The sequence below is a fragment of the Halorubrum aethiopicum genome (assembly GCF_001542905.1).
GTDB lineage: Archaea > Halobacteriota > Halobacteria > Halobacteriales > Haloferacaceae > Halorubrum > Halorubrum aethiopicum.
In genome coordinates this window covers 2,820,593-2,842,384 of sequence record NZ_LOAJ01000001.1, presented here as the reverse complement: position 1 = coordinate 2,842,384, position 21,792 = coordinate 2,820,593, and the positions used below count along the sequence as shown (strand labels likewise).

At 70.3% G+C, this 21,792-nt stretch carries 21 protein-coding genes; 14 read left to right on the top strand and 7 right to left on the bottom strand.

Going from position 1 to position 21,792, the window contains the following annotated elements; translation table 11 throughout:
• The first annotated feature begins 24 nt into the window (after nucleotides 1-24).
• From AXA68_RS13595 to AXA68_RS13560, 8 genes are all read left to right on the top strand, one after another.
• A complete protein-coding gene (locus tag AXA68_RS13595; RefSeq protein ID WP_066417823.1) occupies nucleotides 25-1,284 on the top strand; it encodes a BMP family lipoprotein in 1,260 nt (419 codons plus the stop codon).
• 66 nt (nucleotides 1,285-1,350) lie between these two features.
• Complete coding sequence (locus AXA68_RS13590) at nucleotides 1,351-2,916, top strand: ABC transporter ATP-binding protein (RefSeq protein WP_066417819.1); 1,566 nt, start codon at nucleotides 1,351-1,353, stop codon at nucleotides 2,914-2,916.
• On the top strand, nucleotides 2,913-4,046 hold the full coding sequence (locus AXA68_RS13585) for an ABC transporter permease (protein WP_080505262.1): 1,134 nt from the start codon (nucleotides 2,913-2,915) through the stop codon (nucleotides 4,044-4,046). The genes AXA68_RS13590 and AXA68_RS13585 overlap by 4 nt, the downstream gene beginning before the upstream one ends.
• The gene (locus tag AXA68_RS13580) at nucleotides 4,043-5,098 is read left to right on the top strand and encodes an ABC transporter permease (RefSeq protein ID WP_066417817.1); all 1,056 of its coding nucleotides are present in this window, start codon (nucleotides 4,043-4,045) and stop codon (nucleotides 5,096-5,098) included. The genes AXA68_RS13585 and AXA68_RS13580 overlap by 4 nt, the downstream gene beginning before the upstream one ends.
• A gap of 84 nt (nucleotides 5,099-5,182) precedes the next feature.
• On the top strand, nucleotides 5,183-5,785 hold the full coding sequence (locus AXA68_RS13575) for a GNAT family N-acetyltransferase (protein WP_066417816.1): 603 nt from the start codon (nucleotides 5,183-5,185) through the stop codon (nucleotides 5,783-5,785).
• Nucleotides 5,786-5,842: 57 nt separating this feature from the next.
• Nucleotides 5,843-6,244, top strand: a complete 402-nt coding sequence (gene cdd / locus AXA68_RS13570; protein WP_066417815.1) for a cytidine deaminase — start codon at nucleotides 5,843-5,845, stop codon at nucleotides 6,242-6,244.
• 89 nt (nucleotides 6,245-6,333) lie between these two features.
• Nucleotides 6,334-7,176, top strand: a complete 843-nt coding sequence (locus AXA68_RS13565) for a nucleoside phosphorylase (RefSeq protein ID WP_066417814.1) — start codon at nucleotides 6,334-6,336, stop codon at nucleotides 7,174-7,176.
• Between the two features lie 88 nt (nucleotides 7,177-7,264).
• A complete protein-coding gene (locus AXA68_RS13560) occupies nucleotides 7,265-8,446 on the top strand; it encodes an NAD(P)/FAD-dependent oxidoreductase (RefSeq protein WP_066417812.1) in 1,182 nt (393 codons plus the stop codon).
• Between the two features lie 709 nt (nucleotides 8,447-9,155).
• Here AXA68_RS13560 and AXA68_RS13555 read toward each other — a convergent pair.
• Nucleotides 9,156-9,689 (bottom strand): Rrf2 family transcriptional regulator, encoded by a 534-nt coding sequence (locus tag AXA68_RS13555; protein ID WP_066417811.1) that lies wholly within the window; start codon nucleotides 9,687-9,689, stop codon nucleotides 9,156-9,158.
• Nucleotides 9,690-9,774: 85 nt separating this feature from the next.
• On the bottom strand, nucleotides 9,775-10,071 hold the full coding sequence (locus AXA68_RS13550) for a hypothetical protein (RefSeq protein ID WP_066417810.1): 297 nt from the start codon (nucleotides 10,069-10,071) through the stop codon (nucleotides 9,775-9,777).
• A gap of 92 nt (nucleotides 10,072-10,163) precedes the next feature.
• On the opposite strand from AXA68_RS13550, the gene rocF reads away from it, so the two are divergent.
• Entirely contained in the window at nucleotides 10,164-11,069 is a 906-nt protein-coding gene (gene rocF, locus AXA68_RS13545) for an arginase (RefSeq protein WP_066417809.1), read from the top strand.
• Nucleotides 11,070-11,151: 82 nt separating this feature from the next.
• Nucleotides 11,152-12,240, top strand: a complete 1,089-nt coding sequence (locus AXA68_RS13540) for a sensor histidine kinase (RefSeq protein WP_066417807.1) — start codon at nucleotides 11,152-11,154, stop codon at nucleotides 12,238-12,240.
• A gap of 26 nt (nucleotides 12,241-12,266) precedes the next feature.
• On the opposite strand, the gene aroA is transcribed toward AXA68_RS13540, so the two are convergent.
• Nucleotides 12,267-13,604, bottom strand: coding sequence for a 3-phosphoshikimate 1-carboxyvinyltransferase (gene aroA / locus AXA68_RS13535; protein WP_066417805.1), 1,338 nt, complete (start codon nucleotides 13,602-13,604; stop codon nucleotides 12,267-12,269).
• 123 nt (nucleotides 13,605-13,727) lie between these two features.
• Between aroA and AXA68_RS13530 the strand changes: the two genes are divergently transcribed.
• Nucleotides 13,728-14,861 carry a metal-dependent hydrolase gene (locus AXA68_RS13530; RefSeq protein ID WP_157884842.1) on the top strand — a complete coding sequence of 378 codons (1,134 nt, stop codon included), beginning with the start codon at nucleotides 13,728-13,730 and terminating at the stop codon, nucleotides 14,859-14,861.
• Here AXA68_RS13530 and trmB read toward each other — a convergent pair.
• Together trmB and AXA68_RS13520 are read right to left on the bottom strand one after the other, a co-directional pair.
• Nucleotides 14,819-15,871, bottom strand: coding sequence for an HTH-type sugar sensing transcriptional regulator TrmB (trmB, locus tag AXA68_RS13525; RefSeq protein ID WP_066417804.1), 1,053 nt, complete (start codon nucleotides 15,869-15,871; stop codon nucleotides 14,819-14,821). The two genes, AXA68_RS13530 and trmB, sit on opposite strands and share 43 nt — an antisense overlap.
• A gap of 98 nt (nucleotides 15,872-15,969) precedes the next feature.
• The gene (locus AXA68_RS13520) at nucleotides 15,970-16,845 is read right to left on the bottom strand and encodes a proteasome assembly chaperone family protein (RefSeq protein WP_080505261.1); all 876 of its coding nucleotides are present in this window, start codon (nucleotides 16,843-16,845) and stop codon (nucleotides 15,970-15,972) included.
• Between the two features lie 140 nt (nucleotides 16,846-16,985).
• On the opposite strand from AXA68_RS13520, the gene AXA68_RS13515 reads away from it, so the two are divergent.
• The 3 genes from AXA68_RS13515 to AXA68_RS13505 all read left to right on the top strand — a co-directional run bounded on the left by AXA68_RS13515 (nucleotide 16,986) and on the right by AXA68_RS13505 (nucleotide 20,605).
• Nucleotides 16,986-17,759, top strand: coding sequence for a hypothetical protein (locus tag AXA68_RS13515; protein ID WP_066417799.1), 774 nt, complete (start codon nucleotides 16,986-16,988; stop codon nucleotides 17,757-17,759).
• Nucleotides 17,760-17,838: 79 nt separating this feature from the next.
• Nucleotides 17,839-18,972, top strand: coding sequence for a mechanosensitive ion channel family protein (locus AXA68_RS13510; RefSeq protein WP_080505260.1), 1,134 nt, complete (start codon nucleotides 17,839-17,841; stop codon nucleotides 18,970-18,972).
• A 67-nt stretch (nucleotides 18,973-19,039) separates the two neighbouring features.
• Nucleotides 19,040-20,605: an MATE family efflux transporter gene (locus AXA68_RS13505; RefSeq protein ID WP_232745121.1), complete on the top strand. Its 1,566-nt coding sequence runs from the start codon at nucleotides 19,040-19,042 to the stop codon at nucleotides 20,603-20,605.
• Nucleotides 20,606-20,633: 28 nt separating this feature from the next.
• Here AXA68_RS13505 and AXA68_RS13500 read toward each other — a convergent pair whose 3' ends face one another.
• Nucleotides 20,634-20,861 carry a DUF7385 family protein gene (locus AXA68_RS13500; RefSeq protein ID WP_066418624.1) on the bottom strand — a complete coding sequence of 76 codons (228 nt, stop codon included), beginning with the start codon at nucleotides 20,859-20,861 and terminating at the stop codon, nucleotides 20,634-20,636.
• A gap of 95 nt (nucleotides 20,862-20,956) precedes the next feature.
• Entirely contained in the window at nucleotides 20,957-21,748 is a 792-nt protein-coding gene (locus AXA68_RS13495; protein ID WP_066417797.1) for a DUF7117 family protein, read from the bottom strand.
• Between the last annotated feature and the right edge of the window lie 44 nt (nucleotides 21,749-21,792).

Genomic DNA, 21,792 nt, shown 5'->3' with positions numbered 1-21,792 from the left:
AAGAGAGTAAGTCGGAAAACGATCATGGTCGATACGAATACACGCGAAAGGTCTGAGGCCGACACGACGGGCGAGACGAGCGACGGGGTTCCGCGGCGACGGGACGTCCTGAGGACGGGGGCGGGGCTCGTCGGCGTGGCCGGGCTGGCTGGATGTTTGACCGACGACGGGGGCTCCGGATCCGGGTCGGATTCTGATTCCGGGTCCGATTCCGACTCTGACTCGGATTCCGACTCTGACTCGGATTCCGACTCCGGCTCGGGATCCGATACGAACTCCGAATCCGACTCGGGAGGGTCGGACGGCTCCGGTGGGACGACCAACGTCGCCATCGTCTCCAGTCCGGCCGGGTTCGGCGATCAGGCGTTCAACGACCTGGCGCTCCAGGGCCTGGAGTCGGCCGCCGAGGAGTACGATATCGAGATACAGCAGGTCGAGGAGACCAACCAGTCGAACTATCAGACCGTCCAGTCGCAGCTGGCCGAGAGCGGCGACCCGGACTACGACCTCATCGTCCTCGTCAGCTACAACCACACGCAGGCGCTCCAGACGAACGCCGAGGAGTACCCCGATCAGAACTGGATGCTGATCAACGCCTCCGTCGATCAGCCGAACGTCGCGGGGTACACGTGGGCGAACCACGAGATGTCCTTCCAGGCGGGCGTCCTGGCGGCGACGATGACCACGCGCGAACTCTCCCACGAGGGGAACACGCTCACTCCCGACGACAAGGTGATCGGCTTCGTCGGCGGCGTCGACGGGTCGCTCATCAACGCCTTCGAGCGGGCCTACCGAGCGGGCGCACAGTGGGTCGACGACGAGATGGAGGTCCGGGTCGGGTACATCGGCAACTACACCGACACCCAGACGGCCAACAACATCGCCACGTCGCAGTACGACGCGGGCGCGGACATCGTCTACCACGCCGCCGCCGCGGCCGGGCAGGGCGTCTTCCAGGCCGCACAGGACGCGAACCGCTTCGCCGTCGGGGTCGACGCGGACCAGTCCGTGACGCTCCCCGACTACAGCGACGTGATCATGGGGTCGGCGGTGAAGTACATCAACGAGGGGACCTACGAGGTCGCCGAGGCCGTCGTCCAGGATAACTGGTCGGCGGTTCAGGGCGCGAACGTGCTCGGTCTCGAGGAGGACGCCGTCAAGGTCGTCCTCGGCGACACCGTCGGCGACCAGCTCCCCGACGTCGTCACCCAGAACCTCGAGGAGAGCAAGCAGGGAATCATCGACGGCGACATTACGGTTCCGTGTAGCGCCGGCGGCTGCTGACCGAGGGCATGACTCCTCGTAGTATTTTCACCACGACCCCCGAGAACACTGTATGACGCACACGAAATGACGGACGACACGTACGCGGTCGAACTCACCAGCATCACGAAACGGTTCGGCGACGTCGTCGCCAACGATGCCGTCGACCTGGCCTTGGAGCGTGGGTCGGTCCACGCCGTGATCGGCGAGAACGGCGCGGGGAAGACGACGCTGATGAAGGTCCTGTACGGCCTGTACGATCCCGACGAGGGGACGGTGAACGTCGACGGGCAACCGCGGGCGTTCGACTCCCCGCGGGACGCCATCGGCACCGGGATCGGCATGATCCACCAGCACTTCCAGCTCGTGGACACCATGACGGTCCTCCAGAACATCGTCCTCGGTCACGAACCGTCGAAGCGCGGACTCGTCGACGACAGCAGTGCCCGCGAACGCGTCGCGGAGATCTGCGACACCTACGGCTTCTCGGTCGACGAGCACCTCGACACCAGAGTCGAGGAGCTCGGCTTGGGGATACAACAGCACGTCGAGATCGTCAAGAGCCTCTATCGCGGCGCGGAGACGCTCATCTTCGACGAGCCGACGGCGGTCCTGACGCCACAGGAGATCGAGGGCCTGTTCGACGTGATGGAGGAGCTCACCGCCGACGGCCGGTCGATCATCTTCATCACCCACAAGCTGGACGAGGCGATGGGAGCGGCCGACCGCATCACCGTCCTCAGGGATGGAGCGGCCGTCGGCACGGTCGAGGCCGACGGGACCACGCGGAACGAGCTCGCACGGATGATGGTCGGCCGCGAGGTGCTGTTCGACGTGGAGCCGCGGGACGGATCGCCGGGTGACGTGGCCCTCTCCGTCGACGGCCTCGCCGTCGAGGACGAACGTGGGCTCCGACAGGTCCGGGACGTGAGCCTCGCCGTTCGCGAGGGCGAGATCCTGGGCATCGCCGGCGTGGAAGGGAACGGCCAGCAGGAACTCATCGAGGCCGTCACCGGAATGCGCTACGCCGAGAACGGCACCGTCTCGCTGTTCGGCGAGGAGATCACGGAGGCGAGCCGCCGCGACCGGATCGAGTCCGGCATCGCGTACGTTCCGGGCGACCGGACGGTGGAGGGGCTGGTCCAGGAGTACAGCCTCGTCAGAAACGCGCTGTTGGGAAATCAGACCATCGAGCCGTACGCCGACGGGTCGTTCCTCGACTGGGGCGCGATCGGCGACCACGCCGACCGGATCATCGAGGAGTACGACGTTCGACCGCGGAACCCCGACGCGACCGCCGAGTCGCTCTCGGGCGGCAACCAGCAGAAGTTCATCGTCGGCAGGGAGCTCGAGCGTGACCTGTCGCTGCTCGTGACGGCGCACCCGACGCGGGGCGTCGACATCGGCTCCATCGAGTTCATCCACGAGCGGCTCCGCGAGATACGCGACGAGGGCGTCGCGACCGTGCTCGTCTCCTCGAAGCTCGACGAGATCAAACAGCTCTCCGACCGGATCGCGGTCATGTACGAGGGGGAGTTCGTCGACGTCGTCGATCCCGAGGACGTGACGGAGGAGGACCTGGGTCTCATGATGGCCGGGCAGACGCTGAGCGGACCAAATACCGTCGTCGTCGACACGGAGGAACACGCGTGAGCGACGCCGAGTCGTCCGGCGTCCGGGCGGTCGCCGACCGCATCGCCGACCGTATGCTCGCGGCGTCCGTCCTCGAACGTATCGCCATCGCGGTCGTCTCGACCACGCTCGCGTTCGTCATCGGCGCGGGCATCGTCGCCGTCGCGGGATACGACGCCGGCGAGTTCGTCTACTCGCTCGTCTACGGGGCGGTCGGGAGCCTCTCGAACGTCGCGTTCATGCTCCGGCAGTCGACCATGCTCATCCTGACCGGCGTCGCCGTCGCCGTCGCGTTCCGCGCCGGCGTGTTCAACATCGGCGTCCAGGGCCAGTTCGTCGTCGGCGGGTTCGCCGCGACCCTGACGATCCTGTTTCTGGCACCGCTGCTCCCGGCCGGCGTCGCCGTCGGCGTCGTTCTGATGGCGCTAGCCGCCGTGGCCGCCGTGGTCGCCGGCGGCGCGTACGCGGCGCTCCCCGGCGTGATGAAGGCGTACGCGGGCGCGAACGAGGTCATCACGACCATCATGTTGAACTTCATCGCCTCCGGCGTGGTCTACTTCCTGTTGGACGCATACCTCCGCCCGCCGAGCGCGGCGGCCCCGAACACCGAGCAGTTCCCGGCGTACGTGGACCTCCCCGGCTTCGCGTTCGGCAGCCCGTCGTTCTCGGTCATCGGGTTGGCCATCGCGCTGTTGACGGTCGTCGCGGTCTACGTGTTGATGGCTCGAACCGGGTTCGGCTACGACCTGGTCACGAGCGGATATCAGGAGCCCGCCGCGAAGTACTCCGGCGTCGATCCGAACCGGATGGTCGTCAGCACCATGACCATCTCCGGGATGGTCGCCGGCCTCGCCGGCGCGCTGTTCGCGGTGATGGTCCTCGGCTACTACAGCGACCCCAACACCTTCCCCACGTTCGGATTCGACGCCATCGCGGTGAGCCTCCTCGCAGCGAACAATCCGCTCGGGGTCGTCCCCGCCGGCCTGCTGTTCGGGGGACTCGACGCCGGCGGCCAGTACATCGGCTTCACGCTGGACGTGCCGAGCGAGCTGGTCGACGGGGTCATCGGTCTCATCGTCCTGTTCGTCGCGGCGCCGGAGCTGTTTCGCACGGCCGGCCGGTACACCAGCCTCGGAGGTGACGGCGAATGACCCGTCTCGGTGACCTGTTTGACGGCGGGCGCGTCCTCCCCGGCAGTCTCGTCGTCCTCGCGATCGCCCTGGCGGCGTTCCTCTTCGCCGACGTACCGGGGTCGGAGCTCGTGACGGTCGGAGCGCTCGAACGCGCGCTCCAGGCCGCGACGCCCATCGCGCTGGCCGCCATCGGCGGTCTCTACGCCGAGAAGAGCGGCGTGTTCAACATCGGCCTGGAAGGGTTCATGATATTCGGCGCGCTGCTCGGTGCCGTCTCGGCGTGGGTGACGTCCGGAAGCGACCCCGTCACGCAGGGCGACCTCTGGATCGGACTGGTGACGGCCGCGGTCGTCTGCGGGCTGATGGCGGTCGTCTTCGCCGTCCTGCTCATCCGATACGAGGCGGAGCAGATCGTCGCCGGCCTGGCGATGTGGTTCATCGGTCTCGGGTTCGGGCCGTTCATCGCCACCGTCGTCTGGGGTGGAGTCTCCAGCCCGTCGCTTCCGAACATCGACAACGTGGCGGTGCCGATCCTCTCCGAGGTTCCGGTCCTCGGTCGATTGTTTTTCGACGCCTCGCCGCTCGTGATCCTCACCATCGTCCTGACCGTCGTCGCCTGGGTCGTGCTGTTCCGCACCCGCTACGGCTACTGGGTTCAGGCCGCCGGCGAGAACCCCGAAGCGCTCGATACGGCCGGAGTCGACGTGAACCGTGTCCGCTACGTGACCGTGATCTTCTCGGGCGTCATGGCGGGTCTCGGCGGGGCCGTCCTGTCGATCGGCATCGGCAGCGGATTCACCGGGACCGGCGTCACGATGGTCGACGGCCGCGGCTGGATCGCTATCGTCGCGTACCTGTTCGGGAACTACAACCCGCTCGGTGCCTACGGCGCGTCGCTCCTGTTCGGCGCGATGGACATGCTCCAGATCCAGCTCCAGACCATCGGCATCTCGCTGCCCGGAAGCATCACCGGACTCTTCCCGTACGTCGCGGTGCTCGTCGTCCTCGCCGTGGTCGGGTACACGCGCGTGCCCGCCGCGGTCGGGGAGCCGTACGACGAGGGAGACTGAGGACGGTACCGGGAGGTTTTCCTCTCCCGACCGTCGACGATCGGCCGGCAAACCGTTTTTATCCCCGGCCGCGTAGGACGGCGTATGTACGTCCGCGACGCCAAGAACCGTGACGAGGCGTGGTTACTGGACGCGATCGAGCGGCTCGGGCTCGACGACGTCGCCTTCCGGTCACGGGACTACGTGATCGCGGTCGACGAGGAGACCGGCGACCGGGCCGGCTTCGGTCGGCTCCGACTCCACCGGGGCGAGGACGCGGAACGGATCGAGCTCACCGGGATCGGCGTCCTCCCGGAGTGGCGGGGTCGCGGCGTCGGAGCCCACGTCGTCGAGCGGCTGGTCGACACCGCGGCCGCCGAGGGGTTCGAGACGGTGTACGTGCTCACCGACCAGCCCGACTACCTGACGCAGTTCGGCTTCGAGACGGTCGACACCGACGCCCTCCCGGCGGCGCTCTCGGACCGGCTGACGGAGAAACGCGAGTTCCTCGGCGGCGGCGTGGTCGGCCTCCGCGTCGGCATCGACGACTTCGAGATGCCCGAGGAGCTGCGGGAGGCGTTCAAGAACGCGGACGCCGGCGGCTCCGACGACGGGGACGAGGGCGGATCGGAGGAGACCACCGAGTCCGCCGAGGACTTCGGGATAGACCCGGAGACGGCGACCTACAAGTACGACACCGGCCGGTGAGGTCGTCGCTCGAGCGTCGACCCGACCGCTTATCGGGTCGCCGGTCGAGGGTCGGACATGGACCTGATCGAGGCCGCCCGCGACGCCCTCGCCGACGCCCACGTCCCGTACTCCGAGTACCGCGTCGGGGCGGCGCTCCGCACCGCCGACGGCACCGTCTACACCGGCTGTAACATCGAGAACGCCAACTACTCCAACAGCCTCCACGCCGAGGAGGTGGCGCTCGCGGAGGCGGTGAAGAACGGCCACCGGGAGTTCGACCGGCTCGCCGTCGCCTCGGGCGTCCGCGACGGCGTCACGCCCTGCGGGATGTGCCGACAGAGCCTCGCCGAGTTCGCGGACGAGGACCTCCCCGTGGTCTGTGACGAGGGCGACGGCGAGACGAGCGAGTACACCCTCGGCGAGCTGCTCCCGAACACGATAAGCCAGGGGACGCTCGACGACGCGCGGAACCGCTGAGCTCGGCGCGCGACCGTCCGCACGGGCTCGCTCGGGGAGACGTTCCCGAGTCGGAACGCCTTTTAAACGCCTCGGCGAAGGTCGGGGACATGACCGACGAGGACGACGCGCCGGCGGCCGGCGGCAGCGAGGACCCGAACGACGAGGTCCAGTACCACCTCGAGGTCGCCGCGGGCGACGTCGCCGACGCCGTGCTCCTCCCCGGCAACCCCGAGCGGGTCGACAAGATCACCGCGCTGTGGGACGACCACGAGGAGGTCGCCGCCCACCGCGAGTACCGCACCGCGACCGGGAGCTACGACGACGCGCCGATCTCGGTGACCTCCACCGGGATCGGCTCGCCGTCCGCCGCCATCGCGGTCGAGGAACTGGCGCGCGTCGGCGTCGACACGTTCATCCGGGTCGGCTCCTGCGGCGCGATCCAGCCGGACATGGCCGTCGGCGACCTGGTGATCACGACCGGCGCGGTCCGCCAGGAGGGGACGAGCGACGAGTACGTCCGCGAGGACTACCCGGCGGCCGCCGACGGGGAGGTCGTCTCCGCGCTCGTCGCCGCCGCCGAGCGGCTCGGCTACGACTACCACGCCGGGATCACGATGAGCGCGGACTCGTTTTACGCCGGACAGGGTCGACCGGGCTTCGAGGGGTTCGAGGCCGCCGGCTCCGACGCGCTGGTCGCCGAACTCCGGGACGCGAACGTGAAGAACATCGAGATGGAGGCCTCCGCGATCCTGACGATCGCGAACGTGTACGGCCTGCGGGCGGGCGCGGTGTGTTCGGTGTACGCCAACCGGGTCACCGGCGAGTTCCGGACCGAGGGGGAGTCGCGGGCGGCCGAGACCGCGAGCCTCGCCGTGAAGCTGCTCGCGCGCATGGACGAGGTCAAACGCGAGGCCGGGGTCGACCGCTGGCACGCCGGGCTCTCGATCTGACGGACTGCGGGGCCGTCGGGATCCCGCGCCGGCGCGACGCGAGAGCGGTTCCAAAGCGTCTTTACCCGCGCACTGCGGATCGATATCCATGACAACTCAGGTCGTCGTCGTCGGCTCCGGCTACGCCGGTGCCGGGGCGGTGAAGGCGTTCGAGGACGAGGTCGGCGAGGGCGAGGCGGAGCTCACCTGGATCTCCGAACACGACTACCACCTCGTCTTACACGAGGTCCACCGCGCGATCCGGAACCCCGCCGTCGAGGACAGCATCACCATCCCCGTCGGCGAGATCATGTCCGAGGACGGCGAGTTCGTTCAGGGCCGCGTCGTCGACGTCGACACCGACGAGCAGGTCGTCGAGACCGACGGCGAGGAGACGGTCGAGTACGACTACCTGCTCCTGGCGATCGGCTCCACCACCGCCTTCTTCGGCATCGACGGCCTGAAGGAACACGCCTACCAGCTCAAGAGCCTCGCGGACGCGCAGGCGATCCACGACGACGTCCGCGAGGCCGCCGGCAACGCGACCCGCTCCGAGCCCGCCACCGTCGTCGTCGGCGGCGCGGGGCTCTCGGGGATCCAGACCGCCGGCGAGATCGCGGAGTACCGCGACAAACACCGCGCCCCGATAGACATCAAGCTCGTCGAGGGGTTAGACGAGGTGTTCCCCGGCAACGACCCGCAGATACAGGGTGCGCTCCGCCAGCGGCTCGTGGACGCGGACGTGGAGATCCTCACCGGCGACTTCATCTCGAAGGCCGACGAGGACGCGGTGTACCTCGGCGGCGGCGACGAGGAGGAGCCCGAGGAGCTGACGTACGACGTGTTGATCTGGACCGGCGGCATCACCGGTCAGGCGGAGCTCGACGCGGTCGAGATCGAGAAGGACGACCGCTCGAACCGGGTGTTCGCGGAGTCAGACTTCACCACGAGCGACGACCGCGTGTTCGCCATCGGCGACACCGCCCTGATCGACCAGGGCGGCGACGATGTCGCGCCGCCGACCGCGCAGGCCGCCTGGCAGGCCGCGGAGGTCGCCGGCGAGAACCTCGCGCGGGCCGCCCGCGGCGCGCCGCTCCAGTCGTGGCAACACGAGGACAAGGGCACCGTGATCTCCGTCGGCGAGGAGGCGGTCGCCCACGACGTGGTCGGCATGCCGATCAAGACGTTCGGCGGCACTCCGGCGAAACTCCTGAAGAAGGCGATCGCCTCGCGGTGGATCGCGAAGGTCTCCTCGACCGGCCGCGGCGTGAGCGCGTTCGGCGACATGTAAGACCACCTTTTTCTCGTCGGGTGCCCTCGCTCACTGCGTTCGCTTCGGGAACCGCTCCTCGAAAAACCTGGAGGGAAAAAGCCGACTGCGCCGTCTTCGACGGCTCCGTCGGTGAACCGCTCGCTTCGCTCGCGGATGCTCGATGCCCACCGTTCAATACAGCCGAAGGTGAGTGATCGCCGGAGCGGTGGCGCGCCTCCGAGCGAGCCATCGGCTCGCGAGGAGCCCGCGAGGGACGCGGCGACTGAAAGGAGCCGCGAGGCTGGGGAGGTGTGAGGTGCGGTGCTGTGCGGGTGGGACTCAAAGCCCCAGCCGGCTCCGGGAAGACGGCCGACGCAAGCAGCGTGGCGCTACGCGCCACGGGCAGCCGGCGGCGGAGCCGCCGGCGACACCGCAGCGAACGAAGTGAGCGAGGAGCACAGCGAGGCCCTCGACCGGAGCCGGCTGGGGCTTTGAAGGAGTTCACCGCGCCAGCAACGATCTCTTTTTCATTACCTCGATCACCGATGAAATACCCGTTCTATAAGCACTGTTTGGTGACCACCTGTTTCACGTCATATCGTGTCCGAAGAAGGGTATCTCAACGTAACTAACCCTTCTACCCTTCTCTCATCGACACCCAGACGCGCCGCTTTCGGGTCGTGAGAGAAACAGGTCCACTGACTCCCCTCCGTATCGATCGCGATCCTCGATGGTTTCGTACGACTCGTCAGTGCGCGGCTTCGCCGGCGGGCGCGTGCATGTCGTCGATGCGGAGGATGAGGACGTTCGCGGTGTCGTCCTTGCCGTCGACGGTGCCGTCGATGAGCAGCTTCGAGAGCGGGGTGGGACCGACGGTCACCGAGTCGCCCTCGTGGAAGCGGCGTACCGACCCCTGGACGTGGATCTCCGCGCGGCAGAGCTCCGGGTGGTGGACGCTCGAGAGGTCGATCCCGTCGACGTTCACGCCCTCGACGGTCTCGCCCTCGTGTTTGATCGGGACGTGTGCGGGCTCGTCCATCCGCTGGATGTCGAGCGCCTCGTAGGCGTTCGAGGTGGGTTTGTACCCGCCCTTCGGGCCGGGGACGCCCTCGACGAGCTGGAGCGCCTTCAGGCTCTGCATCTGGTTCCGGATGGTCCCCGGGTTGCGGTCGACCTCCTCGGCGATCGCTTCCCCCTTGACGGCGTCCTCCTCCTCCCCGTAGAGGTTGATGAGCGCCGAGAGGATGCTCTTCTGACTCGACGTGAGTTCGATCGATGACATGGGTGCGAGTAGATGGCGACCCCGCATAAAGGCGATGGAAGTCCCTTATAAGTTGATCGGCCGTGCGAGTCGCTCGGTCCCCGGCTCACCGGTAGAGCTGTCGATATCGAAAGTACGCCGCGGGGCTCGCCAGCACGGCGAGGAGCCCGACCGCGACGAGGACGAGTCCGACCTCGCCGAGGAGAACCAGCAGGCCGAACCCGGCGAAGGCGATCACCGACCCCGTGAACGCGACGGCGATCATCGCCCCGGCCGGACCGATCTCCTCCGGAGCGACCGGTCCCGGCTCGCGGTCGCCGCCGTTCGCGTTGTTCCCCTCCGTGCCGGACCCGTCCGCGTCGCTTCCGCCCGCGCCGGTCCCGTCCGCGTCGTTCCCGCCCATGTGCGGTCGTTCGACGGCGACGAGGAAACCGTGACGGATCGGACCGTTCACGGATCCACGCCTTTCAAGCGGCGGCGGGTTCCCCTACCGATATGACGAGAGTCAGAATCATCGGCGCGCCGACCGACTACGGAGCCAACCGACGCGGGGTCGACATGGGACCGTCGGCGATCCGCTACGGCGGCCTCGCCGACGAACTCGAGGGCGCGGGCGTCGAGGTCGTCGACGCGGGGGATCTCTCCGTCCCCCGCGCCGAGGAGCGGGACCCGGACACCGACGCCCCGACGGAGGGCGACGCGAAGTTCCTCCACGAGGTCGCGGACGTGTGTCGCCGGCTCGCCGACGAGGTGGACGAGACGCTCGCGGAGGGGGCGGTCCCGCTGGCGCTCGGCGGCGACCACTCGATCGCGATCGGCTCGCTCGTGGGAGCCGCCCGCGACGCCGACGTCGGCGCGGTGTGGTTCGACGCCCACGCCGACCTCAACACCCCGTCGACGACGCCCTCGGGCAACGTCCACGGGATGCCTCTCGCCGCGGCGCTCGGGATCGGCGAGTTCGCGGACACCGAGTGGGCGAACGCGGCGGGACTCGAGCCGGAGAACGTCGCCTTGGTCGGGCTGCGTTCCGTCGACGGCGCGGAGGTGGAGCTGCTGCGCGAGCACGGCTTCGCCGCCTACACGATGTCCGACATCGACGAGCGGGGGATCACGGACGTGACGGAGGACGCGCTCGACGCGGCCTCCGCGGGCGTCGACGGCGTCCACATCAGCCTCGACCTCGACTGGCTCGACCCCAAGGAGGCCCCCGGCGTGGGGACGCCAGTCCGCGGCGGGGTCACCTACCGGGAGGCCCACAGCGCGATGGAGATCGTCGACGACGCCGACTGCCTCCGGTCGATGGAGCTCGTCGAGGTGAACCCGACGCTCGACCAGCACAACGAGACGGCGGAGCTCGCGACCGAACTGGCCGCCAGCGCCTTCGGCAAGCGGGTGATCTAGCGGCGGTTCGGAGCCTCGTTTCGAGGGACCGAAACGATCCGATCCATCACGGTTATGTGTGTCTGACTCGGTGACAGGTTCCATGGACACGAGCCGTCTCACGGGCGCGCTCGTCATCAGCCTCACCGGCGCGGGGTTGGCGGCGATCGCGCTCCGCGGGTTCGCGACCGGCACGGCCGGGATCGCGGACGTCGTCGTCACCGGCCTGACGCTCCTCTTCGGGATCGCCTTCGCGGTCACCGGGCCGATAGGGTATCGAACCGACGTCGAGTCGCGACACCTGCTGCGGATCGCCGGCTGGAACGCCCTCGGCGTCGTCGCGACCTCCGCCGTCCTGGTGTTGGTGTACTCCTTTCAGGTCGCCGGCGGCGGGAGCGTGGTCGAACCCCTCGTTGCCGGAGCGCTCGTCGTCGCCGTCAGCGCGTTCGCACACGTCCTGATCGGCTTCAACGACGTGCGGCGGATCCGCGCCCGGCGGCTCGTGAAACAGCGACAGAAGGCCGCGGTGATGAACCGGTTCGTCCGCCACGACCTGCGACACGCCGCCCAGCTCCTGATCGGCTACGGCGAACGGCTCTCCGCCGCGGGCGACCCCGACGCCGACGGGGGCGATACGGGGACCGGTTCCGACCTCGACCTCGGCCGACGGATCGCGGATATCGGAGCCGACCTCGGCGACACGCAGTCCAAGATCCGCGTCTTCGACGACGTCCTCGAGCGGGACGACGAGCGAACGGCGGTCGACCTCGCGGCGGCGCTCGAGGACCGACGATCCGACTGGGAGGAGGAGTACCCGGACGGGACGCTCGAGACCGATCTCGACGAGGGGTGTACCGCGCTGGCGGGCGACCACGTCGACACGGCGCTCGCGGAGCTGATGGACAACGCGTTCGAACACGGCGGCGACCCGCCCGCGGTCGCCGTCCGCGGGGAGCGGACCGACGGCACGGTTCGGGTCGAGATCCTCGACGACGGCGACGGCTTCCCGGACGACGAGATGGCGCTCATCAACGAGGACCGGACCGAGACGCAGCTCCAACACAGCAGCGGGCTCGGGCTCTGGCTCGCGAAGTGGGTGATCGAACACTACGACGGGAGCCTCTCGATCGGCGACCGGGCCGACGGCGACGGCGGGGTCGTCACGGTTCGGCTGCCGGCGGCGGGCGGGTAGGCGGGGTCGTTCGGGTCCCGGTCCGGTCACTCCGCCCGGTCGACCGTCGCGCCGAGGTCGGCCATCGTCTCGAAGAACGTCGGGAACGAGACGTCGACGTGTTCCCCGCCGCGGATCGTCGTCGTGCCCTCCGCGGCGAGCGCGGCGACCGCGAGCGCCATCACGATCCGGTGGTCCGCCCGGCCGTCGACGGTCGCGCCGCGGAGGTCGCTCTCGGAGCCGTGGACCGTCAGCGTGTCCGGCTCCTCCGTGGTCTCCGCGCCCATCCTCGCCAGCTCCTCGGCCATCGCGGCCACCCGGTCGGTCTCCTTGTAGCGGACGTGCTCGCAGTTGGTGATCCGCGTGTCGCCGTCGGCGACCGCGCCGAGCGCCGCGATCGTCGGGAGCAGGTCGGGCGTGTCGCCGACGTCGACCTCGACGCCGGAGAGCGCGGACCGCTCGACCGTGATGACGCCCGACTCGCGGTCCCACTCGATCGCCGCGCCCATCCGCTCCGCGATCTCGACGATGGCGGCGTCGCCCTGCGCGCTCGGTCGAGCGCCCTCGATACGGACCGCGCCGTCGGGGTCGGCGGCGACCGCGCCCGCGGCGACGAGGTACGAGATCGACGAGAAGTCGCCGGGGACCGCGTACCGGCCGCCCTCCGGGGCGTACGTCTGTCCGCCGGGGACCGAGAACCCCGCCGCGCCGTCGGCGGTGTCGCTGCCCACCGGCTCGGCGTCGATCCCGAAGTCGGCGAGCAGTTCGAGCGTGATGTCGACGTAGGGGGCAGACTTGAGCTCCGTCGTCAGCGACACCTCGATCCCGTCGTCGGTGACCGCGCCGGCCATGAGCAGGGCGGTGACGTACTGCGAGGAGACGTCGCCGGGGATCGCCACCTCGCCGCCCGAGAGCGGCCCGAAGACGACGAGCGGGGCCTGTCCGTTCCCGCGGGTCGACTCGGCGCGGATGCCGAGATCGGTGAGGGCGTCGAGCAGCGGTCCCTGCGGGCGCGACCGGAGCGAGGAGTCCCCGGTGAGGACGGTGCCGCCGTCGCCGAGCGCGGCGGTGCCGGTCACGAGTCGGGTCGTCGTCCCCGAGTTCCCGCAGTCGATGACGTCGTCGGGGACCGCGGGCCGGCCGTCGAACCCCTCGACTTCGACCGCGTCGGTCTCAGCGCTCCACTCCGCGGGAGTCGGGTCGACGGCGCCGCCGAAGGCGGTCACGGCGCGGGCGGTCGCGCGCGTGTCCGCGGAGACGAGCGGCGAGGCCACCGTGGCGCCGTCGCTGTATCCCGCCGCGAGCAGCGCGCGGTGCGTGTAGCTCTTCGAGGGCGGCGCGCGAGCCGTCCCGTCGACCGCGGACCGGGTGACGTGAACGTCCATACCGCTCCATGTCGCGCGCGTCGGTAAGTGAATACCGAATGCGCCGTGCTCACACCCGGACCGGGGAACGCTCACACGCGACCTGCGAGCCGCTTATCTCCCTCGCCGCCCTACCGCGCGAACGTGTTCGTCGGTCACGCGCTGCTCGCGTTCGCCCTCGCGGCCCTCCTCGCGGACCGGCTGGGCTGGCCCGCGGAGCGCGCGCTGGCGCTCGGCGCGGTCGCCGGGGCGTTCGCCGCGCTCCCCGACGTCGACATGGCGTACGCGGCGGTCGCCATCGACTTCGGACGCCTCACCGCGGAGTCGCTGACGCGACCCAGCACGCTCTGGGACGCCACCCGCGACGTTCACCGCGCGGTGACCCACTCGCTCGTCGTGTCGGTGATCGCCGGGGGCGCGTTCGGGCTCTGGGCGGTCGCGTGGGACCGTCGACCCGCCGCTCGGACGGCCGGCTCCCTCCTCGCCGTCGGCGTCCTGGCCGCGCTGGTCCGGGTCGGCGCGTCCCTGAACGGCACGCTCGGGCTGGTCGTCCTCGGGACGTTCGCGGTCGGCGGGCTCGCCGTCGCGACGCTTGCCCGGCTGCGGACCGACCTCTCCGGGCGGGCCGTCGCCGCCGCGGCCGTCCTCGGACTGTGTTCGCACCCGTGGGGCGATCTGGTCACCGGCGAGCCGCCGCAGCTGTTCTACCCCCTCGGCGTCCGCGTCCTCGACGGCCGCGTGCTGCTCCACGGGGATCCGACGGTCCACCTCCTCGGCGCGTTCGCGCTCGAGTTGGCCGTCGTCTGGCTCGCGGCGGTCGCGGTCGCGACCGTGACCGGTCGGTCGTGGCGGGAGGCGATCGACCCGCGCGCCGCGGCCGGGCTGGCCTACGGGGTCGCGGCCGTCCTCATGGTGCCGCCGACGCTCGAGGTGTCGTACCACTTCGTGTTCTCGATCCTCGCGGTCGGCGTCGTCTGCGGCGGGATGTCGCTGACGCCCGGATCCGCGTCGATCCCGCGCCCCGTCTCGCTCTCGCGGCCGGACGCGTCCCGCCGCCGGCCCGCCGGCCCGCCGTCGGCGTTCGGGGGACCTTCTCGGCGCTCGCCGGGATCACGGCCGCGCTGGTGGGGTACGCGGCGGTGTACCTCGCGGAGGAGGCGTTCTCGTTCTCGACGGTGCTGGTCGGTATCCTCCCCGTCTGAGGCCGACGGTCGTCGCGCTCGGGGCGGTCCCGGTCAGATCTCCGGGGGCTCCTCGCGGCCGATCACGATCACCTGACCCTCGACGTCCTCCAGGGCGGCGACGCGGCCGCCGATCTCGACGCGGCCGTCGTCGGTCTCGACGACGAGCGAGGCGACCTCCTCCGTGTCCTCGAACGCGACGTCGACGACGCGCCCCCGGACCGTGACGGACCTGCCCGTCTCGATGTCGCGACCCTCGACGGTCGCGTAGAAGTCGTCGCCGTCGAACTCGCGAACGTCCTTGACCGCCCGCCGGATCGAGGCGTACCGCCGCGGGAAGGGGCGGGCCTTCCCGTCGGCCGCGAGCGTCTCCGCGGTCGTCCACAGGACCGTCCCGAAGAAGCCGGAGACGAGGAAGCCGAGCGCGGAGCGGTTGAAGATGACGCCGTACCGCTCGCGGTCGTCTCGGAGGGCGTCCTGGGTCGCGTACACGGAGTACTCCCCGTCGCCGACCGCGAGGACCGGCGTGGTGATACCCCTGCGCGCGCGAGCGGTGGTCGCGACCTCGAGGTAGTCGAACTCCGCGGGGTCCGGCGCGCGGGAGGCCGGCGTCACGAGGAGCTCGACGCTCACGCCGTTTTCCACCTTCTCTTCGAGATCCTCGCGGAACCGACGGAGGAGGTCGGGCGTGAGCGAGACGGCGAGCTCGTACTCCGCGCCGCGTATCACCTCCTCGAGGTAGCGCAGGATGGTCGAGCGGGACTTCACGAGCGACACCGCCTCCGTCTCGCGGGTCGGCGCGGTGTAGCGCGCCTCGAGCTCGTCGACCATCTCCGCGAACGACGAGCGGAGTTCGTCGAACGCGTCCTCCGGGTCGACCGCCACGATCTTCATCGGGCGCGACTCGCGGAGCTCGACGAGCCCGCGGTCCGCGAGGCTCCGCACCGTGTCGTACACCCGCGGCTGCGGGATGTCGGTCCGATCGGCAATGTCGCTCGCGGTCAACTCGCCGTGTTCCAACACCGCGAGGTACGCGTCGATCTCGTACTCTCCCAGGTTGAACCGGTCCCCGACGTGATCGAGCGTCGCCCGGAGATCGTCTGCCATGTTCGGTCCGACGGTCGCATCCGGTATAGCTTTTTACTATGAGTTGAGTTGTACGTGATTCTGGAGCCGGATACGTCGGCGACGGCGCGGATGCCGTCTCACATGTACATCCGGTCGTAGGTGCCCTCCGGTTCGCGCTCCTCGATCCGCTCGGCGAGGTCCTCGTAGTGGCGGCGTATCTCGGCCGCGAACGCCTCGAGGGGACCGGCGTCGACGTCGAGCCCGTAGAGGTCGGTCGCCGTCTCGACGAGCCTGACCGCCGCCTCCACGTCGGGGGCCTGCGCGTGGACGGGCGTGACGAACAGGCCGACGCCGAGCGGCGAGTCCATGCCCCGTTCGAGCAGCGCGGCGTTCACCCCGTCGAGGAAGCCGGACTCCATCGGCGGGACCTCCGCGTCTGCGAGCCGGCTCTCGCGGTAGTCGTCCGTGGCGACGTAGAACGTCCGGTGGGCGTCGGGGCCGTGGGGGATCGGAACCCCGGAGAGGACGGCGACCTCGTCGACGTCGTTGGCGGCCGTCCACTCGAGGACCGACGTCGCGAGCGACTCGCCGAGGACCGAGGGGACGAACTGCTCGGCGACGAGGACGGTCACGTCCACGTCGTCCGCGGAGTACAGCCGGGTGGGGTGGCGCGGCCGGCCCTTCTTGAAGGGGGTGATGGAGGGGAGCCCCTCGGCGGTGACGTGGCCTTTGACCTCCAACTCGAGGTGTTCGATCAGGTAGTCGACGGCGGTGAGCCCGGCGAGACCGTACGAGGAGAAGCCCGCGATGAGCGTCCCGCTCGGCGTCGACTCGTGGGTGACGCTGAACGTCGGCCGCCGCGCGAAGACCTCGTGGCTCGGGGCGGACGGGCCGCGGTCGAGCGGGGTGGCGTTGATGTCGTCGTCACGGCCGAGTGGAGCGTCGGAGTCGTCGTGCGGGGTGTCGGCGTCGCGGTCGTTCGGGGCGTCGTCGCGGTCGAGCGGATCGGACATACGGCCGGTTTCGATCGGACGGGTGTTATCGTTTCCCATGAGCCGCCTCGACGACGGTCGCTCACCGCGGGATCGTCCGGGTCCCCCGACCGCCCGGTCCCCACAAGACACTTGAAACGAAGGCGTGAACGCCCCTGTCGATGGATCGCCGCCGAGTAGCCCTCCTGCTCGTCGCCGTCGGGCTGTTGTGCCTCCCGGCACCGCAGTACCTCGGCCTGGCGGCGGAGGCCACGTCCCCGCCGGCACAGTCCTCACAGATATACGCGGCCGAGCCGATCGACCTCGGCAACGAGTCCGACCGGGAGCGCCTCGTCGACCGCCACGGCGACGCGGTCGCGCTCGCGGACTACCGGCTCACCGCCCGCCACGGCGACGAGTATCGGTCGGTCAACGCCACCCGCCGCGCGCTGGAGTCGGCGATGGCGACCGGGTCGGCGACGGCGTCCGACCCCGGCGCTCGCGCCGACCTCGAGGCGATCGACGCCGAGTACGCGTTCGTCCGCGACAGCGACGCGGGGACCGAGGGGTACTACCGGCTGACCGTCACGGAGGACGGCTCGACCGTCCGCGCCGAGCCCGTCTCGCTCGTCCCGGTCGCGGACGCGGTCGCCGAGGAGGCCCCCCGCTACGAGGAGCTCGACGCCGGAGAGCGACGGACGATCGACGAGGTGGTGAACGGCTCCACGGAGGCGGACCCGGGGTACCGCCCCGGCGCGAACGACCCCTACGTCGACCGGCTTCCCACGCCGATCTGGAGGGGAGACACGCTCTACAGCGTGTACGTCACCGGCCACGTCGACGACTTCGGTCCCGGGTTCGCCGGTTTCGTCGTCGGCCTGGGCGTCGCGTCGGTCGGCGTCGTCCTGGCGCTCGCCGGGAGCGGACTGTACGCCTACGACCGCTGGAGCGGCTGACGGAGACCGCGTCCGAGTCACGAGGACCGATCCGCCTCCCGGAGGAAACGCTTTTTCGCGTGGACGACGCGGTGGAGGTATGGCGCAACCGGCGGGCACCGCCCCGATCGTCGAGTGGTCCTCGTGGCTCGCCGCGATCCCCGGCGTGCGGCTGCTCGTCGTCGTCCTCTCGGTCGTCGCGGGCGCGGCGCTCGCGCGGATCATCGTGCGGGTCATCGGCCGGCCGGTGGCGCGACGGTTCTCGCGGCAGAGCGTCGCACAGACCGTCGTTCGCGGCGTTCGCGTCGGGACGATCGTGGCCGCGTTCCTCACCGGGCTCTGGGTCGTCGGGTTCCAGTTCACCGATCTGTTGATCGGGACCGCCGTCCTCTCGGCGGTGGTGGGTATCATCCTCGCGCCGCTGGTCGGGAACTTCATCAACGGCGTGTTCGTCCTCGCCGACCAGCCGTTCGAGATCGGCGACATGGTCGAGCTCGACGACGGGACCCAGGGGTTCGTCGAGGACATCACCATCCGGTACACGAAGATATTCACCGTCGACAACACGTTCCGGGTCGTCCCGAACGGCGCGATGCGCGAGCGCGACGTGACGAACTACTCCGCGGAGGACGAGCGCACCCGGCGGAGCATCGACGTGCTCGTCACCTACGAGTGCGACGTGACGGAGGCCCGCCGGCTCATCGAGCGCGCCGCCCGCGACTGCGACGCCGTCATCGACGGCGGCCCGGACATCCGGATCGGGGTGGCCCGCTACACCGCGAGCCCGGACTGCCGGATCCACGAGTTCGGCGACGACGGCGTGCTGTTGCGGCTCCGCTACTGGGTGAAGAAACCGTACAAGCTCGGGAAGGTCCAGTCGGACGTGAACATCCGGATCCGCGAGCGGCTCGCCGACGCCGACGTGGAGATGGCGTACCCGCACCGCCACCTCGTCTTCGACGACACCTCCGGCGTCGCCGAGGTCGGCGTCCGCGAGACGGTCGCCGGGGCCGACGCGACCGCCGGTTCCGACCCGTCCGCCGACTCCGAGTCGCCCGCCGACTCCGACGCAGCCGCCGGATCCGACGCGACGCCCGCCTCCGCGACCGAACCCGACCCGGTGACCGAGTCCGGGCCGGCCGGAGGTTCCGACTCGCCCGCCGAATCCGACCCGCCCGTCGATCCGGGATCCCCCGCCGATCCCGACTCGCCCGACGAACGCGAAGGGCCGTGAGACGCCCCGTCGGGCCCCGAGTTCCGCGATCGGAAGCCTGATACGTCGACTGAGCGGTTATCACACAGTGACCGACGAGCCCTCCACCCCGTCCGGAGACGTCCCTGACGACGACGGGTCCGCCGAGGACTCGATCACCGAGGGCGGCCTCCTCCGGCCGCTGTTCCGGCTCGCGTGGCCCATCGTCGTCATCCAGCTGCTTCAGGTGACGTACAACGTCGTCGACACGCTGTACCTCGGCCGGCTCTCGGCCGAGGCCGTCGGCGCGATCAGCCTCGCGTTCCCGCTCATCTTCCTGCTCATCGCGGTCGCGGGCGGGTTCACCACCGCCGGCGCGATCCTCGTCGCGCAGTACACGGGCGCGAAGGGCGACGAGTCGGCGGGGCTCGTCGCCGGCCAGACCATCGTCACGGTGGCGGTGCTCTCCGTGTTCATCGGGATCGGCGGCTACTTCTACACCCGCCCGGCGCTGGCGCTGCTGCCGAGCGACGCCGAGACCGCGGCGACCGTGATCCCGCTCGCGGCCGACTACATGGAGGTGATCTTCCTCGGGATCCCGCTGATGTTCGGCTTCTTCGTCTTCTCGGCGCTGATGCGGGGGTACGGCGACACCCGGACCCCGATGGCGGTGATGTTCGTCTCCGTGCTCCTGAACGTCCTCCTCGACCCGTTCCTGATCTTCGGGTTCGCGGACAACCCGCTCTTCGGCTGGCTCGCGTCGCTGCCGGGGGCCGGGGCGCTCGAATCGGTCGCCCTCGACCCGATCGCGCTCGAGGCGTCGCTTCTCGCGGCGACGGGCTTCGCCGGGTACGGCGTCGAGGGTGCCGCGCTGGCGACGATCCTCTCTCGGGGGGTCGCCACCGGGATCGGGATCTGGGCGCTGTTCGCGACCGACCTCGGCCCCGACGTGGGCCTCGCGGACCTGCGGCCGGACCTCGCGTTCATCGGGGACATCTCTCGATTGGGGTTGCCCTCCAGCGTCGAGCAGACGACGAGCGCGCTGGCGATGATCACGCTCACCGCGATGGTCGTGACGTTCTCGCCGCCCGTGGTCGCCGCCTACGGGCTCGGCAACCGGCTCATCTCGCTCGTGTTCCTCCCGGCGATGGGGCTCGGCCGCGCCATCGACACGATGGTCGGACAGAACCTCGGGGCGGACCGCGCCGACCGCGCGGGCCGCGCCGTGCGGGTCGCGGCGACGACCGGGGCCGGCGTGATGTTCCTCGTCGCCGTGGTCGCGGCGACGTTCACCGAGCCGATCGTCTCCGTCTTCCTCGGCGACGTTCCCGACGCGCCGGCGACCGTCTCCTACGCCGCCGAGTACGTCCGGATCCGGTCCGTGGAGTTCGCCTTCATCGGCGTCTCGCAGGTGATCCTCGGGGCGTTCCGCGGGGCGGGGAACACGAAGACCGCGATGGTGATCTCCGTGCTCACGCTCTGGGTCGGCCGCGTCGCCAGCGTGGGCTACCTCGTGTTCGTCGCGGGGTGGGGCGCGACCGGCGTCTGGGTCGGGATGGCGCTCGGGAACGTCCTCGGCGCGGTCGTCGGCGTGGCGTGGTTCTCCCGCGGGACGTGGGCGAACCGGTACATCGAGGAGCCCGCACCCGGCGTCGATTCGGTCGGGGAGGACTGATCGGGCTCAGCGCCGGCGGAGACGGAACTCAGTGCCGGAACACGTGGATCGCGTCGTCGTCGCGCACGAGACAGAAGCGGGCCCCGTCGTTCTCGGGGAATCGGGTCGCGGTTCGACCGGTCGTGAAGAGCCGGTCGAACGGCTCCTCGCAGGCCGGACACGCCACGTCCTTCCGGCTCTCCCAGAGGCTCGTGTCGCCGGTGTCCCGGAGCTGTTTCAGCGCGTGTCGGTGCTCGTGGACGTCGAATCCGGGCATGGTCGGCGGTTCGAGTCCGGGCATTTGAACGTACGCCCGAGAGTATCAGGCGTGAGAGGAGGTCGACGGGACCGCGCGCCGGGAGGACGGGCGCGCTACGCCTCGGCCGCGTCGAGGCGGTCGCGGGCGCGGTCGAGGGACGCGTCGTCTCCGGTCCGAACGTAGTCGCCGAGGGCGTTCGCCGCCTCGACGAGGGCGTCGGCGGTCTCCGGCGCGACGTCGCCGCCGAGCGCCTCGACGCGTTTCGTCCGGTCGCGGAGGCGTTCGAGGACCTCGCGTGCCGGCGGGACGCGCCCCGCCGGGTCACCGTCGGCGTCGGCGACCGTCACCGACGGCTCGTCGCCGTCCGACCCGTCCCGCGCCAGCGCGTCGAGGAACGTCGACAGGTCCTCGCGGTACTCGTCGACGGCGCGGGCGGCGGCCATTCCCCGAGCCTCGCGAACGGTCTCGGGAACGGCGGTCGTCGTCGGTCGATCGCCCTCCGCCGCGCCGGCGAGCAGCGCGAGGAGGTACTCCCGGTCCGCGTCCGTCGGGTCGCGCAGGCGGTCGTGGACGTCGACCGCCTCGAGCAGTTCGCGCGCCGCGAGGTACGTGGCGTCCAGTCGCCGGAGCTCGCCGCCGCGGATGAACCCCCGCTTGCGGACGTACTCGCGGAGGTCGCGTTTCAGCTCGTCGACGCCCTCCGCCGGGAGCGTCCCGCGCGCCTCGCCGAACCGGGCGCGGTGGGCGCTCAAATCGAGGGAGACGGGCGTGTCGGTGTGGACCGCGCGGTCCGCGGTCCCGACGCTCTTGAGGCTCCCGCAGTCGGGACACTCGACGCTCCCGGTCTCGTAGTACGACCAGCGGCACCCGCAGTCGCGACACTCGCGTTCGCCGCGGACCTTCATGGCCGGGCGTTGGTCGGCTCCGGGGTAAAGTACTGCGGCTCGGC

Excerpts from the sequence above, each read along its gene's own strand:
- AXA68_RS13595 (WP_066417823.1), top strand. The coding sequence starts at position 25 with ATGGTCGATACGAATACACGCGAAAGGTCTGAGGCCGACACGACGGGC.
- AXA68_RS13590 (WP_066417819.1), top strand. The coding sequence starts at position 1,351 with ATGACGGACGACACGTACGCGGTCGAACTCACCAGCATCACGAAACGG.
- AXA68_RS13580 (WP_066417817.1), top strand. The coding sequence starts at position 4,043 with ATGACCCGTCTCGGTGACCTGTTTGACGGCGGGCGCGTCCTCCCCGGC.
- AXA68_RS13575 (WP_066417816.1), top strand. The coding sequence starts at position 5,183 with ATGTACGTCCGCGACGCCAAGAACCGTGACGAGGCGTGGTTACTGGAC.
- cdd (WP_066417815.1), top strand. The coding sequence starts at position 5,843 with ATGGACCTGATCGAGGCCGCCCGCGACGCCCTCGCCGACGCCCACGTC.
- AXA68_RS13565 (WP_066417814.1), top strand. The coding sequence starts at position 6,334 with ATGACCGACGAGGACGACGCGCCGGCGGCCGGCGGCAGCGAGGACCCG.
- AXA68_RS13560 (WP_066417812.1), top strand. The coding sequence starts at position 7,265 with ATGACAACTCAGGTCGTCGTCGTCGGCTCCGGCTACGCCGGTGCCGGG.
- AXA68_RS13555 (WP_066417811.1), bottom strand. The coding sequence starts at position 9,689 with ATGTCATCGATCGAACTCACGTCGAGTCAGAAGAGCATCCTCTCGGCG.
- AXA68_RS13550 (WP_066417810.1), bottom strand. The coding sequence starts at position 10,071 with ATGGGCGGGAACGACGCGGACGGGACCGGCGCGGGCGGAAGCGACGCG.
- rocF (WP_066417809.1), top strand. The coding sequence starts at position 10,164 with ATGACGAGAGTCAGAATCATCGGCGCGCCGACCGACTACGGAGCCAAC.
- AXA68_RS13540 (WP_066417807.1), top strand. The coding sequence starts at position 11,152 with ATGGACACGAGCCGTCTCACGGGCGCGCTCGTCATCAGCCTCACCGGC.
- aroA (WP_066417805.1), bottom strand. The coding sequence starts at position 13,604 with ATGGACGTTCACGTCACCCGGTCCGCGGTCGACGGGACGGCTCGCGCG.
- trmB (WP_066417804.1), bottom strand. The coding sequence starts at position 15,871 with ATGGCAGACGATCTCCGGGCGACGCTCGATCACGTCGGGGACCGGTTC.
- AXA68_RS13520 (WP_080505261.1), bottom strand. The coding sequence starts at position 16,845 with ATGTCCGATCCGCTCGACCGCGACGACGCCCCGAACGACCGCGACGCC.
- AXA68_RS13515 (WP_066417799.1), top strand. The coding sequence starts at position 16,986 with ATGGATCGCCGCCGAGTAGCCCTCCTGCTCGTCGCCGTCGGGCTGTTG.
- AXA68_RS13510 (WP_080505260.1), top strand. The coding sequence starts at position 17,839 with ATGGCGCAACCGGCGGGCACCGCCCCGATCGTCGAGTGGTCCTCGTGG.
- AXA68_RS13500 (WP_066418624.1), bottom strand. The coding sequence starts at position 20,861 with ATGCCCGGATTCGACGTCCACGAGCACCGACACGCGCTGAAACAGCTC.
- AXA68_RS13495 (WP_066417797.1), bottom strand. The coding sequence starts at position 21,748 with ATGAAGGTCCGCGGCGAACGCGAGTGTCGCGACTGCGGGTGCCGCTGG.